This is a genomic window from Amycolatopsis melonis, from assembly GCF_040064235.1.
Lineage (GTDB): Bacteria > Actinomycetota > Actinomycetes > Mycobacteriales > Pseudonocardiaceae > Amycolatopsis > Amycolatopsis melonis.
Genome location: NZ_JBDZYD010000020.1, coordinates 43357 through 60115, shown reverse-complemented (window position 1 = coordinate 60115; position 16759 = coordinate 43357). Strand labels below are relative to the sequence as shown.

18 protein-coding genes are annotated in these 16759 nt (G+C 71.9%); 12 read left to right on the top strand and 6 right to left on the bottom strand.

Annotated elements, in window-relative coordinates; genetic code table 11:
* Nucleotides 1–113: 113 nt before the first annotated feature.
* Together ABJI51_RS40570 and ABJI51_RS40565 are read left to right on the top strand one after the other, a co-directional pair.
* The gene (locus ABJI51_RS40570; protein ID WP_348956495.1) at nucleotides 114–1298 is read left to right on the top strand and encodes a cytochrome P450; all 1185 of its coding nucleotides are present in this window, start codon (nucleotides 114–116) and stop codon (nucleotides 1296–1298) included.
* A 169-nt stretch (nucleotides 1299–1467) separates the two neighbouring features.
* The gene (locus ABJI51_RS40565; protein WP_348956494.1) at nucleotides 1468–2322 is read left to right on the top strand and encodes a formate/nitrite transporter family protein; all 855 of its coding nucleotides are present in this window, start codon (nucleotides 1468–1470) and stop codon (nucleotides 2320–2322) included.
* A 59-nt stretch (nucleotides 2323–2381) separates the two neighbouring features.
* On the opposite strand, the gene ABJI51_RS40560 is transcribed toward ABJI51_RS40565, so the two are convergent.
* Nucleotides 2382–2600 carry a CsbD family protein gene (locus tag ABJI51_RS40560; RefSeq protein WP_348956493.1) on the bottom strand — a complete coding sequence of 73 codons (219 nt, stop codon included), beginning with the start codon at nucleotides 2598–2600 and terminating at the stop codon, nucleotides 2382–2384.
* A 61-nt stretch (nucleotides 2601–2661) separates the two neighbouring features.
* Here ABJI51_RS40560 and ABJI51_RS40555 point away from each other — a divergent pair, with 61 nt between their 5' ends.
* Entirely contained in the window at nucleotides 2662–3090 is a 429-nt protein-coding gene (locus ABJI51_RS40555; RefSeq protein ID WP_348956492.1) for an Asp23/Gls24 family envelope stress response protein, read from the top strand.
* A gap of 112 nt (nucleotides 3091–3202) precedes the next feature.
* The gene (locus ABJI51_RS40550; protein WP_348956491.1) at nucleotides 3203–3607 is read left to right on the top strand and encodes a ribonuclease domain-containing protein; all 405 of its coding nucleotides are present in this window, start codon (nucleotides 3203–3205) and stop codon (nucleotides 3605–3607) included.
* 25 nt (nucleotides 3608–3632) lie between these two features.
* Here ABJI51_RS40550 and ABJI51_RS40545 read toward each other — a convergent pair whose 3' ends face one another.
* Nucleotides 3633–5792: an NACHT domain-containing protein gene (locus ABJI51_RS40545; protein WP_348956490.1), complete on the bottom strand. Its 2160-nt coding sequence runs from the start codon at nucleotides 5790–5792 to the stop codon at nucleotides 3633–3635.
* A gap of 118 nt (nucleotides 5793–5910) precedes the next feature.
* Nucleotides 5911–6831: an NADP-dependent oxidoreductase gene (locus tag ABJI51_RS40540; protein WP_348956489.1), complete on the bottom strand. Its 921-nt coding sequence runs from the start codon at nucleotides 6829–6831 to the stop codon at nucleotides 5911–5913.
* A 105-nt stretch (nucleotides 6832–6936) separates the two neighbouring features.
* On the opposite strand from ABJI51_RS40540, the gene ABJI51_RS40535 reads away from it, so the two are divergent.
* Entirely contained in the window at nucleotides 6937–7863 is a 927-nt protein-coding gene (locus tag ABJI51_RS40535; RefSeq protein ID WP_348956488.1) for an AraC family transcriptional regulator, read from the top strand.
* Between the two features lie 79 nt (nucleotides 7864–7942).
* On the opposite strand, the gene ABJI51_RS40530 is transcribed toward ABJI51_RS40535, so the two are convergent.
* Nucleotides 7943–8371, bottom strand: a complete 429-nt coding sequence (locus ABJI51_RS40530; protein ID WP_348956487.1) for a MerR family transcriptional regulator — start codon at nucleotides 8369–8371, stop codon at nucleotides 7943–7945.
* A gap of 126 nt (nucleotides 8372–8497) precedes the next feature.
* Between ABJI51_RS40530 and ABJI51_RS40525 the strand changes: the two genes are divergently transcribed.
* From ABJI51_RS40525 to ABJI51_RS40495, 7 genes are all read left to right on the top strand, one after another.
* A complete protein-coding gene (locus tag ABJI51_RS40525) occupies nucleotides 8498–9262 on the top strand; it encodes an MFS transporter (RefSeq protein ID WP_348956619.1) in 765 nt (254 codons plus the stop codon).
* The gene (locus ABJI51_RS40520; RefSeq protein WP_348956485.1) at nucleotides 9259–9651 is read left to right on the top strand and encodes a hypothetical protein; all 393 of its coding nucleotides are present in this window, start codon (nucleotides 9259–9261) and stop codon (nucleotides 9649–9651) included. The genes ABJI51_RS40525 and ABJI51_RS40520 overlap by 4 nt, the downstream gene beginning before the upstream one ends.
* A gap of 101 nt (nucleotides 9652–9752) precedes the next feature.
* Nucleotides 9753–11078: a PepSY-associated TM helix domain-containing protein gene (locus ABJI51_RS40515; protein WP_348956484.1), complete on the top strand. Its 1326-nt coding sequence runs from the start codon at nucleotides 9753–9755 to the stop codon at nucleotides 11076–11078.
* Entirely contained in the window at nucleotides 11075–11671 is a 597-nt protein-coding gene (locus ABJI51_RS40510; RefSeq protein WP_348956483.1) for a DUF5134 domain-containing protein, read from the top strand. The genes ABJI51_RS40515 and ABJI51_RS40510 overlap by 4 nt, the downstream gene beginning before the upstream one ends.
* 226 nt (nucleotides 11672–11897) lie before the next feature.
* On the top strand, nucleotides 11898–12308 hold the full coding sequence (locus ABJI51_RS40505; RefSeq protein WP_348956482.1) for a MerR family transcriptional regulator: 411 nt from the start codon (nucleotides 11898–11900) through the stop codon (nucleotides 12306–12308).
* A 169-nt stretch (nucleotides 12309–12477) separates the two neighbouring features.
* Complete coding sequence (locus ABJI51_RS40500) at nucleotides 12478–12930, top strand: hypothetical protein (protein WP_348956481.1); 453 nt, start codon at nucleotides 12478–12480, stop codon at nucleotides 12928–12930.
* Nucleotides 12927–14120 carry an MFS transporter gene (locus tag ABJI51_RS40495; protein ID WP_348956480.1) on the top strand — a complete coding sequence of 398 codons (1194 nt, stop codon included), beginning with the start codon at nucleotides 12927–12929 and terminating at the stop codon, nucleotides 14118–14120. The genes ABJI51_RS40500 and ABJI51_RS40495 overlap by 4 nt, the downstream gene beginning before the upstream one ends.
* A gap of 84 nt (nucleotides 14121–14204) precedes the next feature.
* On the opposite strand, the gene ABJI51_RS40490 is transcribed toward ABJI51_RS40495, so the two are convergent.
* Nucleotides 14205–15371 (bottom strand): FG-GAP-like repeat-containing protein, encoded by a 1167-nt coding sequence (locus tag ABJI51_RS40490; protein ID WP_348956479.1) that lies wholly within the window; start codon nucleotides 15369–15371, stop codon nucleotides 14205–14207.
* Between the two features lie 14 nt (nucleotides 15372–15385).
* Nucleotides 15386–16678, bottom strand: coding sequence for a peptidoglycan DD-metalloendopeptidase family protein (locus tag ABJI51_RS40485; RefSeq protein ID WP_348956478.1), 1293 nt, complete (start codon nucleotides 16676–16678; stop codon nucleotides 15386–15388).
* Nucleotides 16679–16759 lie beyond the last annotated feature (81 nt).

The following is a 16759-nucleotide window of genomic DNA, read 5'->3' as shown; positions in this document are numbered from 1 at the left end:
CGGACCGCGCCGGAACCATCCGCACTCTCCGAAGGCCGGTCCGCAGATGGCGCATGGTCCCGTGCCCGACCGCCGGACACACTGGGCCGACCCCGATCGCCCGAGGAGCCCGGATGTCCCTTCCTGCCTATCCCGCGCTGCGCACCGGCTGCCCGTTCGATCCCGCACCGGCCTACACGGAGGTGCGCGAAGGACCGGGCATCGCCGAAGTCGGGATGTGGAACGGCACGACCGCGTGGGTCGTGACGCGCTACGACGACGTCCGCGCCATCCTCACCGACCGCCGGTTCAGCGCCGACGGGACCCGGCCGGGATTCCTGCAGTTCGCCCCGGGCGTCAACCCGCAGGTGTCGACGTTCATCCGCATGGACGACCCCGAGCACGCCCGCCTGCGCCGGATGCTGGCACGCAACTTCACCGTCCGGCGCGCGGAGTCGATGCGGCCGGAGATCCGCCGCATCACCGGCGAGCACGTCGACCGGCTCCTGGCGGCGGGCCCGCCCGCCGACCTGGTCACCGGGCTCGCGCTGCCCGTCCCGTCCCTGGTGATCAGCCGCCTGCTCGGCGTGCCATACGAAGAGGCGGAGTTCTTCCAGGCGAGCACCCGCAAGATCATGAGCTGGGCGTCCAGCGGCGACGAGGCCATGGGGGCGCTGGTCGAGCTGGGCACGTACCTGAGCGGGCTGGCCGACCGCAAGGCGGCCGACCCCGGCGACGACGTCATCAGCACGCTGGTGACCGAATACGAGAGCACGGGCGAGCTGGAGCGCCAGCAGCTGGTGCTGATGGCGGTGCTCCTGCTGATCGCGGGCCACGAGACGACGGCGGGCACGATCGCGCTGGGCGTCGCCGCCCTCACCCGGCACCCCGACCAGCTGGCGGCGCTGCGCCGCGACCCGGACCTGGTCCCGGGCGCGGTCGAGGAGATCCTCCGCTACGCGTCGGTCGTCCAAAGCGGACTGTCCCGGATCGTCACCGAGGACGTCGAGATCTGCGGCCACACGCTGAAGGAAGGGGACAACGTGATCCTCTACCTGCCGTCGGCCAACCGCGACGAAAAGGTCTTCCCGGACGCGGCGGCGTTCGACATCCACCGCACCGGCGCGAAGCATCTCGGCTTCGGCTTCGGGCCGCACCAGTGCCTGGGAATGTCCCTGGCCAGGGTGGAGATCCAGGTGGCGATCGAGACCGTCGTCGCGCGGATGCCGGGGCTCGCGCTCGCGAAACCGCTGGAGGACCTGCCGTTCCGGCACGAGATGTTCGTCTACGGCCTGCACGAGCTGCCGGTCACCTGGTAGCGCCCGGGCGCGTCGCCGGATTTGCCCGAACTCACGGAGCGCATCCGGCCGGGTGCGCTCCCGCTCACAAGAGCGTCATACCCAGGTCACGGTGCTGTTTCCCGGGCCGGTTCGACTGGGGCACGCGATCATCCGGTCGCCTCAGCCGAGACCGCCAGGAGGAGCACTCGTGCCCGTTCCGATTTCCGAAGCCCTCAGTCTCCAGGCCGACGCCGCGCAAGGCAAGATTGCCGAGCTGCGCCGTCCGGGCCGGTACCTGCTGAGCTCGGCACTGGCCGGTGCCTACATCGGGATCGCCGTGGTGCTGCTGCTCGCCGTCACCGGGCCGCTGAACGCCGTGCAGTCGCCGTGGACCAAGCTCGTGCAGGGCGTGGTGTTCGGGATCGCGCTGACGCTGGTGGTGTTCGCGGGCGGCGAGCTGTCGACCGGGAACATGATGACGATGGTGCACGGCATGGTCGCCCGCCGCCGCGGTGTCGGCGCCGGGTTCGCCGTGATCGCCGGGTCGTTCGCGGGCAACCTCGTGGGCTCGGTGGTGTTCGCCTGGCTGGTGCACGAAAGCGGCATCCTGCAGACCGGCGCGACGCCCGGCCACGCCGCCCCGGCGGCCGCGCTGCTGGCGGCCACGGTCAAGGCGAAGGCCGCGGAGTCGGGCGCAATGCTGTTCTTCCGCGGCGTGCTGTGCAACTTCCTGGTCTGCCTCGCGGTCTGGATGGCCGCCCGCACCAAGTCCGACGGCGCGAAGCTGACGCTCATCTTCTGGTGCCTGCTGGCCTTCATCGGGTCCGGGTTCGAGCACGTGGTGGCCAACATGACGGTGTTCTCCCTCGGCCTCTTCGAGGACGTCCCGGGAGCGACCTTCGGCGGCTTCGCGGCCAACCTGGTCCTGGTCGGGCTGGGCAACCTGGTGGGCGGCGGCCTGATCGTCGGCGCGGGCTACGGCTTCCTCGGCCGTGGCGAGCCTGCCGCCGCGGCGGCCGAGCCGCGTTCGGACGAGAAGGTGCTCGAACCCGTTTCCGCGTGACGTGCTTCCGGAGGGCACCTTCCTTGCGTCAGGGGGAAGGTGCCCTCCGGCACGACCACTCAGTCCTTGCCGAGGACGTTCTTCAGCTTGCCCGCGACGTCTCCGACCGCGTCCTTGACGTTCTCCGCCGCGTCCTTCAGGCCCGCCTTGAGCTGCTCGTCGCCGGTGAGGTTCCCGGCGGCCTCCTTGGCCTTGCCGCCGAGGTCGTCGGCCTTGTTCCCGATCTTGTCCTGAAGGGCCCTGATCGGGTGAGATGCACGCCACACCATCGGGTTCATGACTTTCTCCCCGGCACCGGGTCTGTCCGGTGTGGAGGAAACCCAGCGCGGAGGAGAAGCCATGACCGCCACCAAGAACAGCACCGAAGGCGCCCTCGTGACCAGCCAGGGCTCGACGTCCATCGCCGACGTCGTCGTGCAGAAGATCGCCGGCCTCGCCACGCGGGAAGTCGCGGGCGTGCACGCGCTCGGCGGGGGTGCCGCGCGGGCGTTTTCGGCGATCCGGGAACGCATTCCCGGTGCCACGGCGTCGGCGGGGCAGGGCGTGTCGGTCGAGGTCGGGGAGAAGCAGGCGGCCGTCGACCTGCAGGTCGTGGTCGAGTACGGCGCGGCGATCGCGGACCTGGCCCGCTCGGTGCGCCGCAACGTGATCACGGCGGTCGAACGGATGACCGGCCTGGCGGTGGTCGAGGTGAACATCCACGTCGGCGACGTGCACATCCCCGCCGACGACGAGGACCAGCCCGCCGAAACCGGCCGCGTGCAGTGACGACACCGTGAGCCTGTCGCCGAAAGTTAACCTGAAAGACTGTATTCCGGTGAACTTCCGGTGACGTGCGGGCGCCACGATACGGGCGCCTGATTCCCTGCAAGGAGGTTCCGTGCCCGCACAGACGCTCACCCGCACCGCGAAGCGGCTCGCCGTCACCGTTGCCGCCGTGGCGGCCACCCTCGGCTTCTGCTCCACCGCCGCCGACGCGAGTGTGTACAGCTCCTGCACGATGTCGCGCTGCGACGCCGCGCGTTCGGCCGACTCGACGTGGGAGTCGCTGGGCTACCCGGGCAGCCGCGGGTGGTACGACTGGCCCGGCGGCGACTGCAACTTCGCGGGCGGCACCTACTCCAACCGCGAAGGCGAGCTGCCCGCCGGCCACCCGTACCAGGAGTTCGACGTCTACCCGCGCGCGTGCGGCGCGGCCCGCGACGCCTACCGGATCGTCGTCGACATGAGCACCGGCGCCGTCTGGTTCTCGCCGGACCACTACAGCAACTTCTACCGCCTCTGACCCGGCAGGCCCGGCGCGGTCCGCGTCAGCGCAGGTGCTGCTGCACCTTGTCGCGGACCGCACCGGGCAGGCGGGGATCCTGGCCGAGCTTCCGCAACGCCGCCAGGCCCGCCGCCGGGTCCTTCTCCCCGGCCCGCAACGCGGCCTGCAGCCGGAGTTCCCCCGAAACGCTGTGGTCGTCTGACATCGACACCAGTGCCCTGACGGAGTGCTTCCCGCGCACCGCCAGCGACGCCTGCAGCCGCACGTCGTGGGGGTGGCCCCGCGCGGCCAGGTCGCGCAACGGCGTATCGGCGGCCTTGCGGTCGTACCGGTCGAGTTCCTTCGCGACCTTCAGCCGCAGGGCGTCGGGAACGGAACCGGAGGTGGCCAGTTCCCGCAGCACCGGCACGGCCGCGGCGCCTCCGGCGAGCGCCGCCTTCACGCGGTACGGGAAGCCGGCCGTGGTCCGTGCGGCGAGATCGGCCATCCGCTCGTGGCCGCGGGTCGAATCGAGGGCCAGCAGCTTCTGGGCCGCCTCCATGGCGGGTTCGTTGTCGGCGGTCTCGGAAATCTGGCTGTACAACTGGATGCGGGCGCTGCGGTCCAGCCCCGCTCCGGCGGCTTCGACCGCCGCGAGCCGGCGCCTGCCCGGGACCCGGGAGTCCGCGGCCAGGTTCGCCAGCGCCGCCGCCCCGACGCTCCGGTCGAGGTCGTACGCCTGCTCGAGGATCTCCAGCCGGCGCGGTGCGATGGCGACGAGCAACCGGGCTCCGGTGCGGGGCTGGGTCCTGCCGACGAGTTCCGCGGCGCGGAGCCGGGCCTTCCCGGGCACGTGCCCGTCTCCGGCGAGATCGACGAGGGCCGTGACCGGCCCGCCGTGCTCGTCGACGATGTGCTGGGCGGCGTCGACGCGGATGTCCCCGCCGGCGGTCGGGTCCCGGGAAAGCCGCTGCAGGGCCGGGACCGCCTGGCCGCGGTCGAGTTCGCCGATCGCCTTCACCGCGTGCAGGCGTGCCGCGTCGCCGGCTTCGCCCGACCACGCCACGGCTTCCAGGACTTCCCACGCGGCCGCGGGGTCGTGCGGGTGCAGCAGGACCGCGACGCGCGCGGGCGTTTCCGATTGTCTGGCGGTCGCCGCGATCCGTTGGGCCGTTTCCCGTGCCATGCCGTCGTTCCGGGCCAGCAGCTCGGCCAGCAGCTTCAGCCTGCCGGGGTCGGACACCCCGTGCCGCGGGTCGGTGAGGTCGCGCATGACGTCGGCCGAGCCTGCCTCGATGGCCGCCGGGACCCGCCGTTCCCCCATGGTGGGGGACTGCGCGAGCAGCAGCAGCGCCCGGACGCCGAGCGCGGGATCCCGGTCGCGGATCAGCCGCGCGGTGGCGAGACGGTCCGGCGGCTTGCCGATGAGGTTCGCGGCCAGGAACGCGAGGCTTTCCCGCGCGCGGACGGGGTCGTGCTTGGCCAGCTCGTCGACGGCGAGCAGCCGGCGCTGGGGCCGGCAGCCGTTGCGGGACGCGCGCACCAGATCGTCCAGGACCAGCCGGGCCGTCGCGGGATCGAAGGCGCCCAGCCAGCCTGCCGCCGCCGGCCACTCGTCGTCGGCCAGCCGGTCGCCGTGCAGGCCCTCGCGCAGGACCTCGACGACCCGCCCGGTGAAGTCGTGGCCCGGCACCAGGTCGCGCCGGATCAGTTCCAGGACGAACCGGATGTTCGGGTACCAGTGCTCGTCGCGCAGCAGCCGGTTCAGGCGCCGCTCGACCCGCGCTCGCGCGGACCGCCACCACAGCGCCGCGAGCCAGAGATCGGTGCCGAGCGCGGGCCACGGCCAGCCGGGCCGGGGCGCGAGGCGCTCTCCCGGATGCCACCATCTCGGCCCGCGCGGGTGACGGCGCACGAGATGCTTCGCCGCGAGGAAGTGCGCCATTTCCTCGTCGGCGAAGGAGAAACCGCCGTCCCCGGCGGTGAACAGGCCGCAGCCGGTGAGCAGCCGCGCCACCTCGGCACGGTCGGTCCCGCGGAGCCGCCGCGACCCGGCCGCCAGGTCGAGGATCGTCCGGTCGCCGGGGCGGAGCACGTGCGCGTACGCGATGTCCTCCAGCAGCACCAGTGCCTCGTCGGCGGTCAGGCGCGGTGTCCCGCCGAGTTTCCCCGCACCCAGCAGGGCGGTCCATTGCAGCTGCTCCAGCGAGTCCCCACCAGCCATCCCGGTAACGTAATCGGGCGCGTGGCAGGCGGTCCAGGACAAAGACGGGACAGTCGGTGACGCGGGAAGGCCGCCCCGCTCCGCCTGAGCGGCTCGGGACGGCCCCGCGGTGGCCGGTTCAGGGCAGCAGCACGACCTTGCCGCGGCTGTGCCTGCGCATCAGGTCGCGGTAGGCCTCGCGGACCTCGGCGAGCGGGTAGGTCGCCGCGATCGGGACGTCCAGGTCGCCCGCCGCGACGAGCTTGACCAGGTCGGCAAGGACCTCGGCGGTGGCGGAGCCCGCCATGCCCTCGCTCTTCACCCCGGTGCGGGCCGCGCCGGCGAAGTCGATGATCGTGTTGATCCGGTCCTTCGCGACGCCCAGTTCGAGGGCCAGGTCGACGTAGCCGTCGCCGAAGTTGTCGATGAACGCGTCGACGCCGCCGGGCGCCGCTTCGCGGATCCGGTCGAGCACGCCGTCGCCGTAGGCGACCGGCACCACGCCGTGGTCGCGCAGCCAGGTGTGGTTGACCGGGCCTGCCAGGCCGATCACGGTGGCGCCGGCGCGGCGCAGCAGCTGCACGGTCAGCGAACCCACGCCGCCCGCGGCGCCGGCGACCACGACCGTGTCACCCGGGCCCGCCCCGACGGCCTGCACGTTCGCGTGCGCCGTGGTCCCGGCGACGAACAGGGCGCCGCCGACCTCCCACGGCACCGCGGGATCGCGGGCCACGAGCTGGCCGGACGGCACCACGACCAGCTCGGCATGGCTGGCGCGGGTGTCCACCCAGCCGATCACCTCGTCGCCCGCCGACCAGGTGTGCACCCCGGCGCCGACCTCCTCCACGACTCCGGCGAGGTCGCTGCCCTGACCGGACGGGAAGGTGGCGGGCCAGCGGTCGTGCAGCGCGCCGATCCTGATCATGTTCTCGCCGGGGTTGATCCCGGCGGCCCGCACGCGTACCAGCACCTCGCCCTCCGCGGGCTGCGGCCGCGGCACTTCGCGGACCTCCAGCACGTCGAAGTCGCCGTACTCGTCGAACCGTACTGCCTGGGGCATCCGCCCCTCCTTCCTGGCTTCTTGTTCCTGTCCACCAGTAGACCCGGACCGGCAGCGGCGATCCATGCTGGATCGGCGCAAAACCATATGCGATCGTCTCTTGTTGTGGACGTACTGACAGATCTGCTGCAGCGCTCGCGGGCCCGCGGCGCCGCGTTCTCGCACTCGACCGCGCGCGGCCCGTGGGGCATCCGGTTCCCGACCGGCGCCAAGCTGGCCATCCACGGCATCCTCGGCGGCGAGGCGTTCGCGTGGACCGACGACCCCGGCCGGGCCCGGCACGTGCTGACCGGCGACGTCGTCCTGGTCCGCGGGCCGGTCGAGCAGTTCATGGCCCACACACCGGGCGCCGACGTGGTGCCGTTCGCCTATTCGCGTGCGGCCGGCCCGCCCCACGGCGCGCGCCGTCTGGCGTTCGGCACCGAGACCGGCGAGGCCACCACGTTCTTCTGTGGTGCCTACACCTTCGAGGGCGAACTCTGCGCGGGACTGCTCGCCGGGCTGCCGGACCTGACCGTGGTGCGCCCGCGCGCCGGGTCGAGCCTGCGCGCGACGCTCGACGTGTTCGCGGCGGAGATCCTCGGCGACGCGCCGGGGCAGCAGGCCCTGCTGGACAGCCTGCTCGACGTGGTCCTCGTGCAGGTGCTGCGGGAGCAGCTCGCGACCGACGTGGAGACCGCGCCGGCCTGGTTCCGCGCAATGGACGACCCGGCGGTCGGGGCGGCTCTCCGTGCCGTCCACGAGGACCCGGCCCGCGCCTGGACGGTCGCCGACCTGGCAGGCGCGGCGGCCCTTTCCCGCGCAACGTTCGCCCGCCGGTTCACGGCGCTGCTCGGCGTGGCTCCGCTGGCCTACGTCACCGACTGGCGGATGGCACTGGCCCGTGAGCAGCTGCGCGACGGCGGCACCGGGCTGGCCGCGGTGGCCCGCTCCCTGGGATACGCATCGGAGTTCTCGTTCGCCGCGGCGTTCAAACGCCACCACGGCGTTTCCCCCGGTCGCTGGCGGACATCGAAGGCGATCGCGGGCTGAGGTTCACGGTCCTTTGTGGACACACGCACGGCTGACCGGCCATCGGACCGCGGCGGCCCCGTGAACTCGACCTCGGTGGCTACCTGTCCGCGCTGGACGGCTGGCTGTGATCCGGGGCGGTGCCGAACAGCTCGGCGATCCGCTGGTCCAGTTCCTTCGCCAGGACCGGGCAGTCGCGCACCGGGTTGTCGCGCGGGCACTGCAGGCTGTGCTCGAGCACCCGGCGCGCCGTGTCGAGCCGCTCGATCTCCTGCTCGAGCCGGGTGACCGCGCCGGACACCACGTCCCGCCAGCCGCCGTGCGCGCGGCCGGAGATCACCGCGGCGGTGTCGTCGAGGTTCAGCGAACCGGCGTGGTGCCAGAGCTGGATCAGCGCGAGCAGGCGCAGCTCCGCGATGCCGTAGGTGCGCGCGCCCGCCCGGCGGCCCGCCGGCTTCAGCACGCCCAGGGTGTCGTAGTAGCGCAGCGCCGAGGCGCGGATGCCGAACGCCTTGCAGGACATCGACATGACGCACCAGAACCCGCACCCTCACCGCGCCGCAGGCAGGACTGCTGGTCGCTGTCCTGCTCGCCGTGTTCATGGCGCTGCCGGACGTCAACATCGTGACCGTCGCGCTGCCCACCATGCAGGCCGATCTCCACGGCGGGGTCGGGGAGATGCATCGCCGCGCTCGCGCTGTCCGCCGGCGCGCTGGCCGACCGGTACGGCCGCAAGCGGATGTTCGTCACCGGCGTCGTCCTGTTCACCGCCGGGTCGGCGGTGTGCGCGCTCGCCCCGGACGCCGTCGTGCTGGTGATCGGCCGGTTCGTCCAGGGAACCGGTGCGGCGATCACCGTGCCCGGCACGCTTTCCCTGATCGCGCAGGGGTTTCCGGAGCAGGGGCAGCGGGCGCGGGCGATCGGGGTCTGGTCGATGGTGGCGGGCCTGGCCGCGATTGCCGGTCCGGTGCTCGGCGGCGCGCTGGTGGATGCCTTCGGCTGGTCGAGCATCTTCCTCATCAACCTCCCGATCGGTCTGGTGGCGGTGGTCGTCGCCGTCCGCTCGGTGACCGAGTCCGCGGATCCGGACCACGCCTCCCTCGACCCGGCGGGCCAGGTGCTGTGCGTGGCCTGGCTGGGACTGCTGCTGTACGGGCTGATCAACGCCGGCACCGCGGGCTGGTCCGGGGCGGGCACCGTGCTGCCACTGGCCGGTTTCCTCGTCGTCGAGGTGCGCCAGGACCGCCCGATGCTCCCGGTGCGGCTGTTCCGCCACCCTCCCTTCGCGGGCGCCAACACCGCCTCGTTCCTGCTCGGCTTCAGCGTCCTGTCGGCACTGTTCTTCCTGCCGCTGTACCTTCAGCAGGTCCAAGGTGTGTCGGCCGCTGGACCGGGCGGGCGGGGCCGCGCCTGCCGATGATCACGGGCTATCTGGTGTCGAGTGTGGCGCTGGCGGCGCTGGTTCTCCTGGAACCCGGCAGCAGCCGCGTCCTGTGCGCCCTGCTCGGGATCGGCGGTGGTATCGCGCTGACGCCGACGAACGCCGGCCGCCAGACGGGAACTTCGCTCGGGATCGCGTTGCTCGGCACGCTTTTCGCTTCGCTCGGCACCGGCGATCTCGTCCGCTCGCTGACCGCAGCCGGGATCACCGACCCGCGGCCGCGCGCACGGGTCTCGGTGCCGTGCGGATCCAGGAGATGTACGGCAGCGCCTTCGTCGGCGGGCTGCACGTGGCAATGCTCGTCGCCGGTGAGCCTGGCCGCGACGGCGATCGCGGTCGCGGTGAAGGCAGGCAGACCGCGGGAATGATTCAGCGTGGTGGGTCCGATGAGCCACGTCGCCGGAAATCGCCGGGAACTCGACGGGGGCCGCGTCCGACTGGTGCAGGCAAGACCTGCGAAGGGAGCTCGATGTCCGTCGACCAGAGTGAAGAGCGTGCGGCCGATGCCCCTCCCCGGTTCGCCTGGGCCGCGGTGCGTCCGCTGCTGCTGCGCCTGCACTTCTACGCCGGCGTGTTCGTCGGCCCGTTCCTCCTCGTCGCCGCGCTGACCGGGCTGGCCTACGTCTGGACCCCGCAGCTCGAGCAGGCCGTCTACGACCACGAACTGCACGTCCCCGCCGGTCCCGGGGTCGTGTCGCTGGACCGGCAGGCCGCGATCGCGAAGGCCGTGGTGCCGGACGGCACCCTCACCGCCGTCCGGCCGGGACCGACCCCGCGAGACACCACGCAGGTCATCTTCGACCGGCCCGGCCTCGAACCGAGCTATCACCACACGGTGTTCGTCGATCCGCACACCGGGGAGATCCGGGGACAGCTGGAGACCTACGGCTCCAGCCAGGCACTGCCGGTGCGCACCTGGATCGAGAACCTGCACGGCAGCCTCAACCTCGGGGAGACCGGGCGGCTGTACAGCGAACTGGCGGCGAGCTGGCTGTGGATCGTCGTGCTGGCCGGGATCGCGCTGTGGATCGGCAGCTGGAAGCGGAAGGCGTCGCGCAGTGCCCGGGGCCGGCTGCTGTCGTGGCACCGCACCACCGGCCTGGTGATCGCGGCCGGCCTGCTGTTCCTGTCCGCGACCGGGCTCACGTGGTCGGTCTACGCCGGGGCGAGCGTCAGCGAGCTGCGCGCGCAGCTGGACTGGACGACGCCGTCGGTGTCGACCGCGGTGCCGGCCGCCGCGGCGCCGCAGGGGGATGCCGGGCTGGACGCCGTCCGGGCGGCGACCGTGCAGGCAGGCCTGGCGGATCCGGTGGAGATCCGCCCGCCCGCCGGACCGGGCAAGGCCTACGTCGTGGCGCAGGTCGGCCACGGCTGGCCGACGAAGCAGGATTCGATGGCCGTCGACCCGGCCACGGCCAGGGTCACCGACACGCTGCGGTTCGCCGACTACTCCCTGGCGGCGAAGCTGAGCCGGTGGGGGATCGACGCGCACATGGGCGTGCTCTTCGGCCTGGCCAACCAGATCGTGCTCACCGCGCTGGCGGTCGCGCTGGTGTGCGTGATCGGGTGGGGCTACCGGATGTGGTGGTTGCGCCGTCCGACCCGCGGTGAAGGGCGCGTAGGACGTCCGCCGTCGCGCGGGACGTGGCGGCGGATCCCGGGCCGGGTGCTCGCGCCGGTCCTGGTGGTGACCGCCGTGGTGGGCTACTACCTGCCGGTGTTCGGCTTGTCCCTGCTGGGTTTCCTGGTCGTGGACCTGGTCATCGGCGCCCGCCGTCAGGAGGTCCGGGCATGATCGAGGCGACCGGGTTGCGCTGGATCCTGACGGTCGTGTTCGTGGCGGCCGGTGCGTTCTGCCTCTTCCGCTGTGCCCGCCACGGCTCGCTGCCGAGCCGGATCGCCGACGTGCTGCACGCGGCGATGTGCGCGGCGATGGTCGCGATGGCCTGGCCGGCGACGATGAGCTTCGCCCGGGTGCCGCTGCTGGCGCTGTTCGGGTGCGCCGCGGGGTGGTTCGCCGTGGTCACCGTGCGAGGTACCGCGGCGCACGGCGGCCGGTGGCAGTCCGGCTACCACGTCGCGATGATGGCGGCGATGGCGTGGATGGTGTTCGCCATGCCCCGCGCCATGGTGGGCGGCGGCACGATGGACATGGCGGGGCACCACGGCGAGCAGGCGGCCATGGCTTCGACGGCAGGCAGTGCGCCGTCGGACATCCTGATCGTCGCGCTCGTGCTCGCGGCCGGTTTCGGCGTGGCCGGAACGGCGTTCCTGGCCAGGGCGATCGACAGCGCGCGCGTCGGCAGGCCGTCCGTGCGGACGGCCGGCTGGGGCGCCGACGCCGTGCTGGGCCTCGGCACCTCCGTGATGCTGCTGGCGATGCTGTGAACGACGGAGCCCCCATGTCTTCCGAGACCACCGTCCCGCCGTGCAGAACCCTGCGTCACGGTTCGTCCAGTGTGGACAGTCTGGTGTCGCTGGGCGTGACGCATCCGCAGGGTCGTCGTGTTCGGGCCGGCGCAGTAAGCGCTTTCCCAGGTTGCGACCGCGTGCCGGATCTGGCATCAATGGCAGGGTGTCCTCACCATCCACAGAACCGGTTTCGATCACCGAGGTGGCGCGGCTTTTCGGGCTGACCGTCTCCACCCTGCGGTACTGGGAGGAGCGGGGACTGGTCTCGGCGGCCGAGCGGCGGGGCGGCCGCCGGTGGTACGGCGCGGCGGAACTGCACCGGATCGGGCTGATCCAGATGTGGCAGGACACCGGCCGGATGAGCCTCGACGAGATTTCCCTGCTGCTCGACGGCGGTGGCGACGGCGCATGGCGGGACGTGGTGCTCGACCGGCTCCAGGCAATCGACGAGCAGATCGAGCGGCTGCAGGCCGGGCGTCTGCACCTCACGCACCTGCTGAACTGCCCCTGCGGCAATCCCGCCTCGGAATGCGAATACCTGCGGGAAACCGTGGTCCGGCGGATGGCGGGCCACCCGGTCACCCCCGAGGAACTGCCGCGGCCGCGGACTTGACCTCAAGCCGCCTTGAGCGGGCACAGTCTTGAGGGAACACGGTGGGACCGCGGAGCGGCGACGCCGGCCCTGCGGACGAAGCGAGGGAAAGGCCCGGATGGACGGCTGCAGCATGTTCTGGCCTGCTCAGACATCCGATGAGGGGATGGCTGAGGCGGCGATGGGGAAGGTGACCCGGGGATCCCTGGTCAACCAGACACCATGCGGGGACAAGGCGCCGGCGTACGCCGGGGTGCTGGAAGTCCGCCACGGTGACGGCACCTACGTGCGGGCGAAGGACGAGACCGAAGCCGCCCGTCGGGCGGCGGAACGCCGCCGTCCGGAGGATCTGCGGCGGATCGGCGAACTCACCCGTGAGGCGGCCGACGGCGAACGGCGGGAAGACGTCGTCGCGCGTGCCATGGTGCCGATCGAGTTCTACCGGGCGTTCTCGACCGCGGTCGCGGACGGCATGCGGCGCCTGGCGATCGACCGGTCCCTGCCCCCTTTCGACGTCGACGCGCACCACGAACTGCACGTGGCGATCGTCGTGGGCGATCCGGAGCGGGCGGGCCGGGAAGCCGCGCGGCACATCGACCACATCCTCGAAGGCGTGCGCGAACAGCTGGGGCGCACCCGATGAGCCAGGTGAGCGCGGCACCCGCGCAGCGCACCCCGGACCGGGCCGGGTCGATGCCGCTCCTGGTCGCGGCGTTCGTCCTGCTGAGCCTCAATCTCCGGATCGTGTTCGGCGGCGTCGGCCCGCTGATCCCGAGCCTGCAGCTGAGCCACACCGCGGCCACGGTGCTCACCACGCTCCCGCCGCTGTGCATGGGCCTGTTCGCGCCCGCCGGCACGGCACTGCGCGGCAGGCTGGGCGACGAGCGCTCGCTGTTCGCCGCACTGGCCGTGCTGGTGCTGGGCATCGTGCTGCGGTCGGCGGGGATGTTCGGCCTGTTCGCCGGGACGATCGTCGCCGGCATCGGCGTCGCCGTGCTGAACGTGATCACCCCGGTGCTGGTGAAAAAGCGCTTTCCGCCCGAGCGCATCGGCGTGATGATGGGCGTCTACGCGATGATGATGGGCGGGGGAGCCGCCGCCATCGCGGCACTGTCGGTGCCGATCTACCGCGCGTCCGGCGGCTCGTCCGCGATCGCGCTCGGCGTCGCGGTGATCCCGGCGGTGCCTGCGCTGCTGGCCTTCACCACCCAGCTGAAGTTCGGCCCGGACAAGGGACAGCCCGCGACCGCCGCACGGTGGTCCGGCCTGCTGCGCCGCGGCACCGCGTGGAGCGTCACCGGCTTCTTCGGGCTCCAGTCGCTGATGCTCTACACGGTTTTCGCCTGGCTGCCGACGATCTACGTGGCCCAGGGCGTCGACCGCGCCACCGCCGGGCTGTACCTGTCGATCTGCGTCGTCGCGGTCTCGGCGGGCGGGTTCTTCGGCCCGAGCCTGGCGGGGCGCCGCGCCGACCAGCGGCTGCCGGTGCTCGTGACGGCCGGCCTGTGCTTCGCCGGCATCGCCGGTGTCCTGCTGGCGCCGACCGCGTCGGCCCCGGTGTGGGCCGTCGTCCTCGGCCTCGGACTGGGTGCGGGCCAGGGAATCCCGGGCGTGCTGTACGTGGCCAGGACGGCGGATCGCCAGACGGCGGCCCAGCTGTCGTCCATGGCGCAGACGGTCGGCTACGTGATCGCGGCCGCCGGACCGCTGCTGACCGCCGCGTTGTTCGCCGCGGCAGGTTCGTGGACGCTGCCGCTGGTGGTGCTGCTCGCGTTGATGGTGGTGAACGCCGTGATCAGTCTCCCCGCCGGGAGGCGCGGCACCATCAAATAGGGGCGATACCCGACCGCGCATTCCCGGAAAGGCCTATTCATTGGTGGGTCACCTGCGGCCCGCGCAGGTGACCCACCCTTGAATTCAGTTCACCGCGAGGGTGAATCCGGACCAGCCGGTGCCGATCTGGGTGCCCTGGCCGAATGTTCCGGTGCCGGTTCCCAGCCACTGCCAGAGGGTGTTGTCCGAGGTGCGGATGGCGACGAGGTCGGCCTTGGTGTCGCCGTTGACGTCCATCGAGACCAGCTGCCGGAACGCTGTCCAGCCCGCTCCGACCTGGACCGCCGTGGCGTACCCGCTGCTGCTGCGCTTCCAGAAGTACAGCTCGCCCGCGCTGTTGGTGGCCCAGATGTCGCCGTCGCCGTCTCCGTCGGCGTCCGCTCCGGTGTGGCGGGTCAAAGACGTCCAGCCTGGCCCGACCGGGCTGCGCTCGGCGAAGGAGCCGCCGCCCTTGCCGATGTAGAGGTACATCGTGCCGCCGTCGCGGGCGAGGATGTCCGCCTTGTTGTCGCCGTTGACGTCAGCGAACGACACCCACTCCATCGCGGACCAGCCCGGGCCCACCGTTGCCGCGCCGCTGAACGTTCCGTCGCCGCGGTTGTTGCAGTAATACAGCGTCCCGGCCTTGATCCCGAACAGGTCCGCCCAGCCGTCGCCGTTCGAGTCGTTCACCGCGATTTCGGTGAAGCCGCTCCAGCCCGGCCCGATGCGGACGCGGGTGCCGAAACCGCCGCCGGACCGGCCCGGGTACAGCCAGGCCACGCCGTCGCTGTCGACACCGACCGCGTCGTCGTATCGGTCGCCGTTGATGCTCTTGGCCACCCGGACCGGCGGCACCGGTGCGCCTATCGCCGCGCGGGCTTCGTCCACGAACTGCTTGTAGGACCCCGAATTGTAGGTCGACCACGGTGTCCAGTCGGTGCCGCCGCCGGAGATCCGGTAGGCCGCGTTCGCGTTGCACTGCGCGTCGTAGGCGCAGGCGTCGCTGACTTCGGGGTGGTACTTGTCGTTGATCTGCCAGAGACCGCGGTCGAGGGAATCAGGGTTGGCGCCCCTGGCGAGCGGATCGCAGCGCGATTCGGCCATCGCGACCGCGACCGCGGTGACGAAGTTCTCGCCGGTGAACCCGGCATTGCGGCCCACGGTGACGCACAGGTCGATGTCACCCGCGGCGGACGCGGGCGCGGCGAACGTGACACCCGAGGCCAGCACGGCGAGCGGCAGCAGGGCACGCAGGAATCTTCGGCTCATCGGAGTTTCCTTTCTCAGCTGTCCGCGAGGGTGAAGCCGGCCCAGCCGGTGCCGATCTGGGTGCCCTGGCCGAACGTTCCGCTTCCGGTTCCCAGCCACTGCCACAGCGTGTTGTCCGACGCGCGGATGGCGACGAGGTCGGCTTTGCCGTCACCGTTGACGTCCATCGAGACCAGCTGCCGGAACGCTGTCCAGCCGGTCCCGACCTGGACCGCGGTCGCGTACCCGCTGCTGCTGCGCTTCCAGAAGTACAGCTCGCCCAAACCGTTGGTCGCCCAGATGTCGCCGTCACCGTCGCCGTCCGCGTCGGCCGCCGTGTGCCGCGTCAGCGACGCCCAGCCGGAACTCACCAGGGTCCGCGCCGCGAACGTGCCGCCGCCGATGCCGAGGTAGAGGTACATGTTGTCGCCGTCGCGGGCGAGGATGTCGGCCTTGTTGTCCCCGTTGACGTCGGCGAACGACACCCACTCCATTGTGGACCAGCCGGGGCCGACCTCGGCCGCCGCGGAGAACGTCCCGTCGCCGCGGTTGTTCCAGTAGTACAGGGTGCCCGCCTTGATCGCGAACAGGTCGGCCCAGCCGTCGGCGTTGGAATCGCCGATCCCGATCCGGCCGAAATCGCCCCAGCCCGGCCCGATGCGGACGCGGGTGCCGAAACCGCCTGCCCGGCCCGGGTACATCCACGCGACGCCGTCGGCGTCGACCCCGACCGCGTCGTCGAAGGCGTCCCCGTTGATGCTCCGCGCCGCGCGCGGCCCGCCACCGCCACAGTTCTTCGACGTGACAGTGCCTTCCGGGTAGGGGAACCGCACGCCGTCGAAGACCGCCGGCTGGATGTTGCCCGGATAGCCGCTCCCGTAACGCACTTCGTAGTGCAGGTGCGGCAGGATGTCGTTGCCGGGCTTGCTCGTGTTCCCGACGTGCCCGATCAGCTGTCCCTGCCTGACGGTCTGCCCTTCGGTCACCGTCATGTCCTGCAGGTGCGCGTAGTAGGTGAAGTAGCCGCTGCTGCCGTGGCTGATCTTCACCAGGTTGCCGTATCCGTTGGCACTGCCCTGGTTCGCGGCGGTGGCGACCGTGCCGTCGGCCGCGGCGAGCACGGGGCTGCCCAGGTCGTCACCGCGGTTGAAGTCGAGCTCCCACGGCGTCACGTGCGCGCTGCTGTCCGGGTTGTTCCCGGACCAGGTCTGCCCGCACGGGAACGGCAGCTGGAACGGTGGTTCCGCGGCTTGCGCAGGCCCGGCGACGCCGAGGGACGCGGCGGCCGCCGCGAGCCCGGCCAGGCCCCACTTCTTCCACGATCTCATCGGCTTCCTCCCACAGACGACTTCTCCGAGCACCGGAGCCTCGCCGGGGGCGCTAAGGAAGTGCTAAGGGCAATCGCGGCG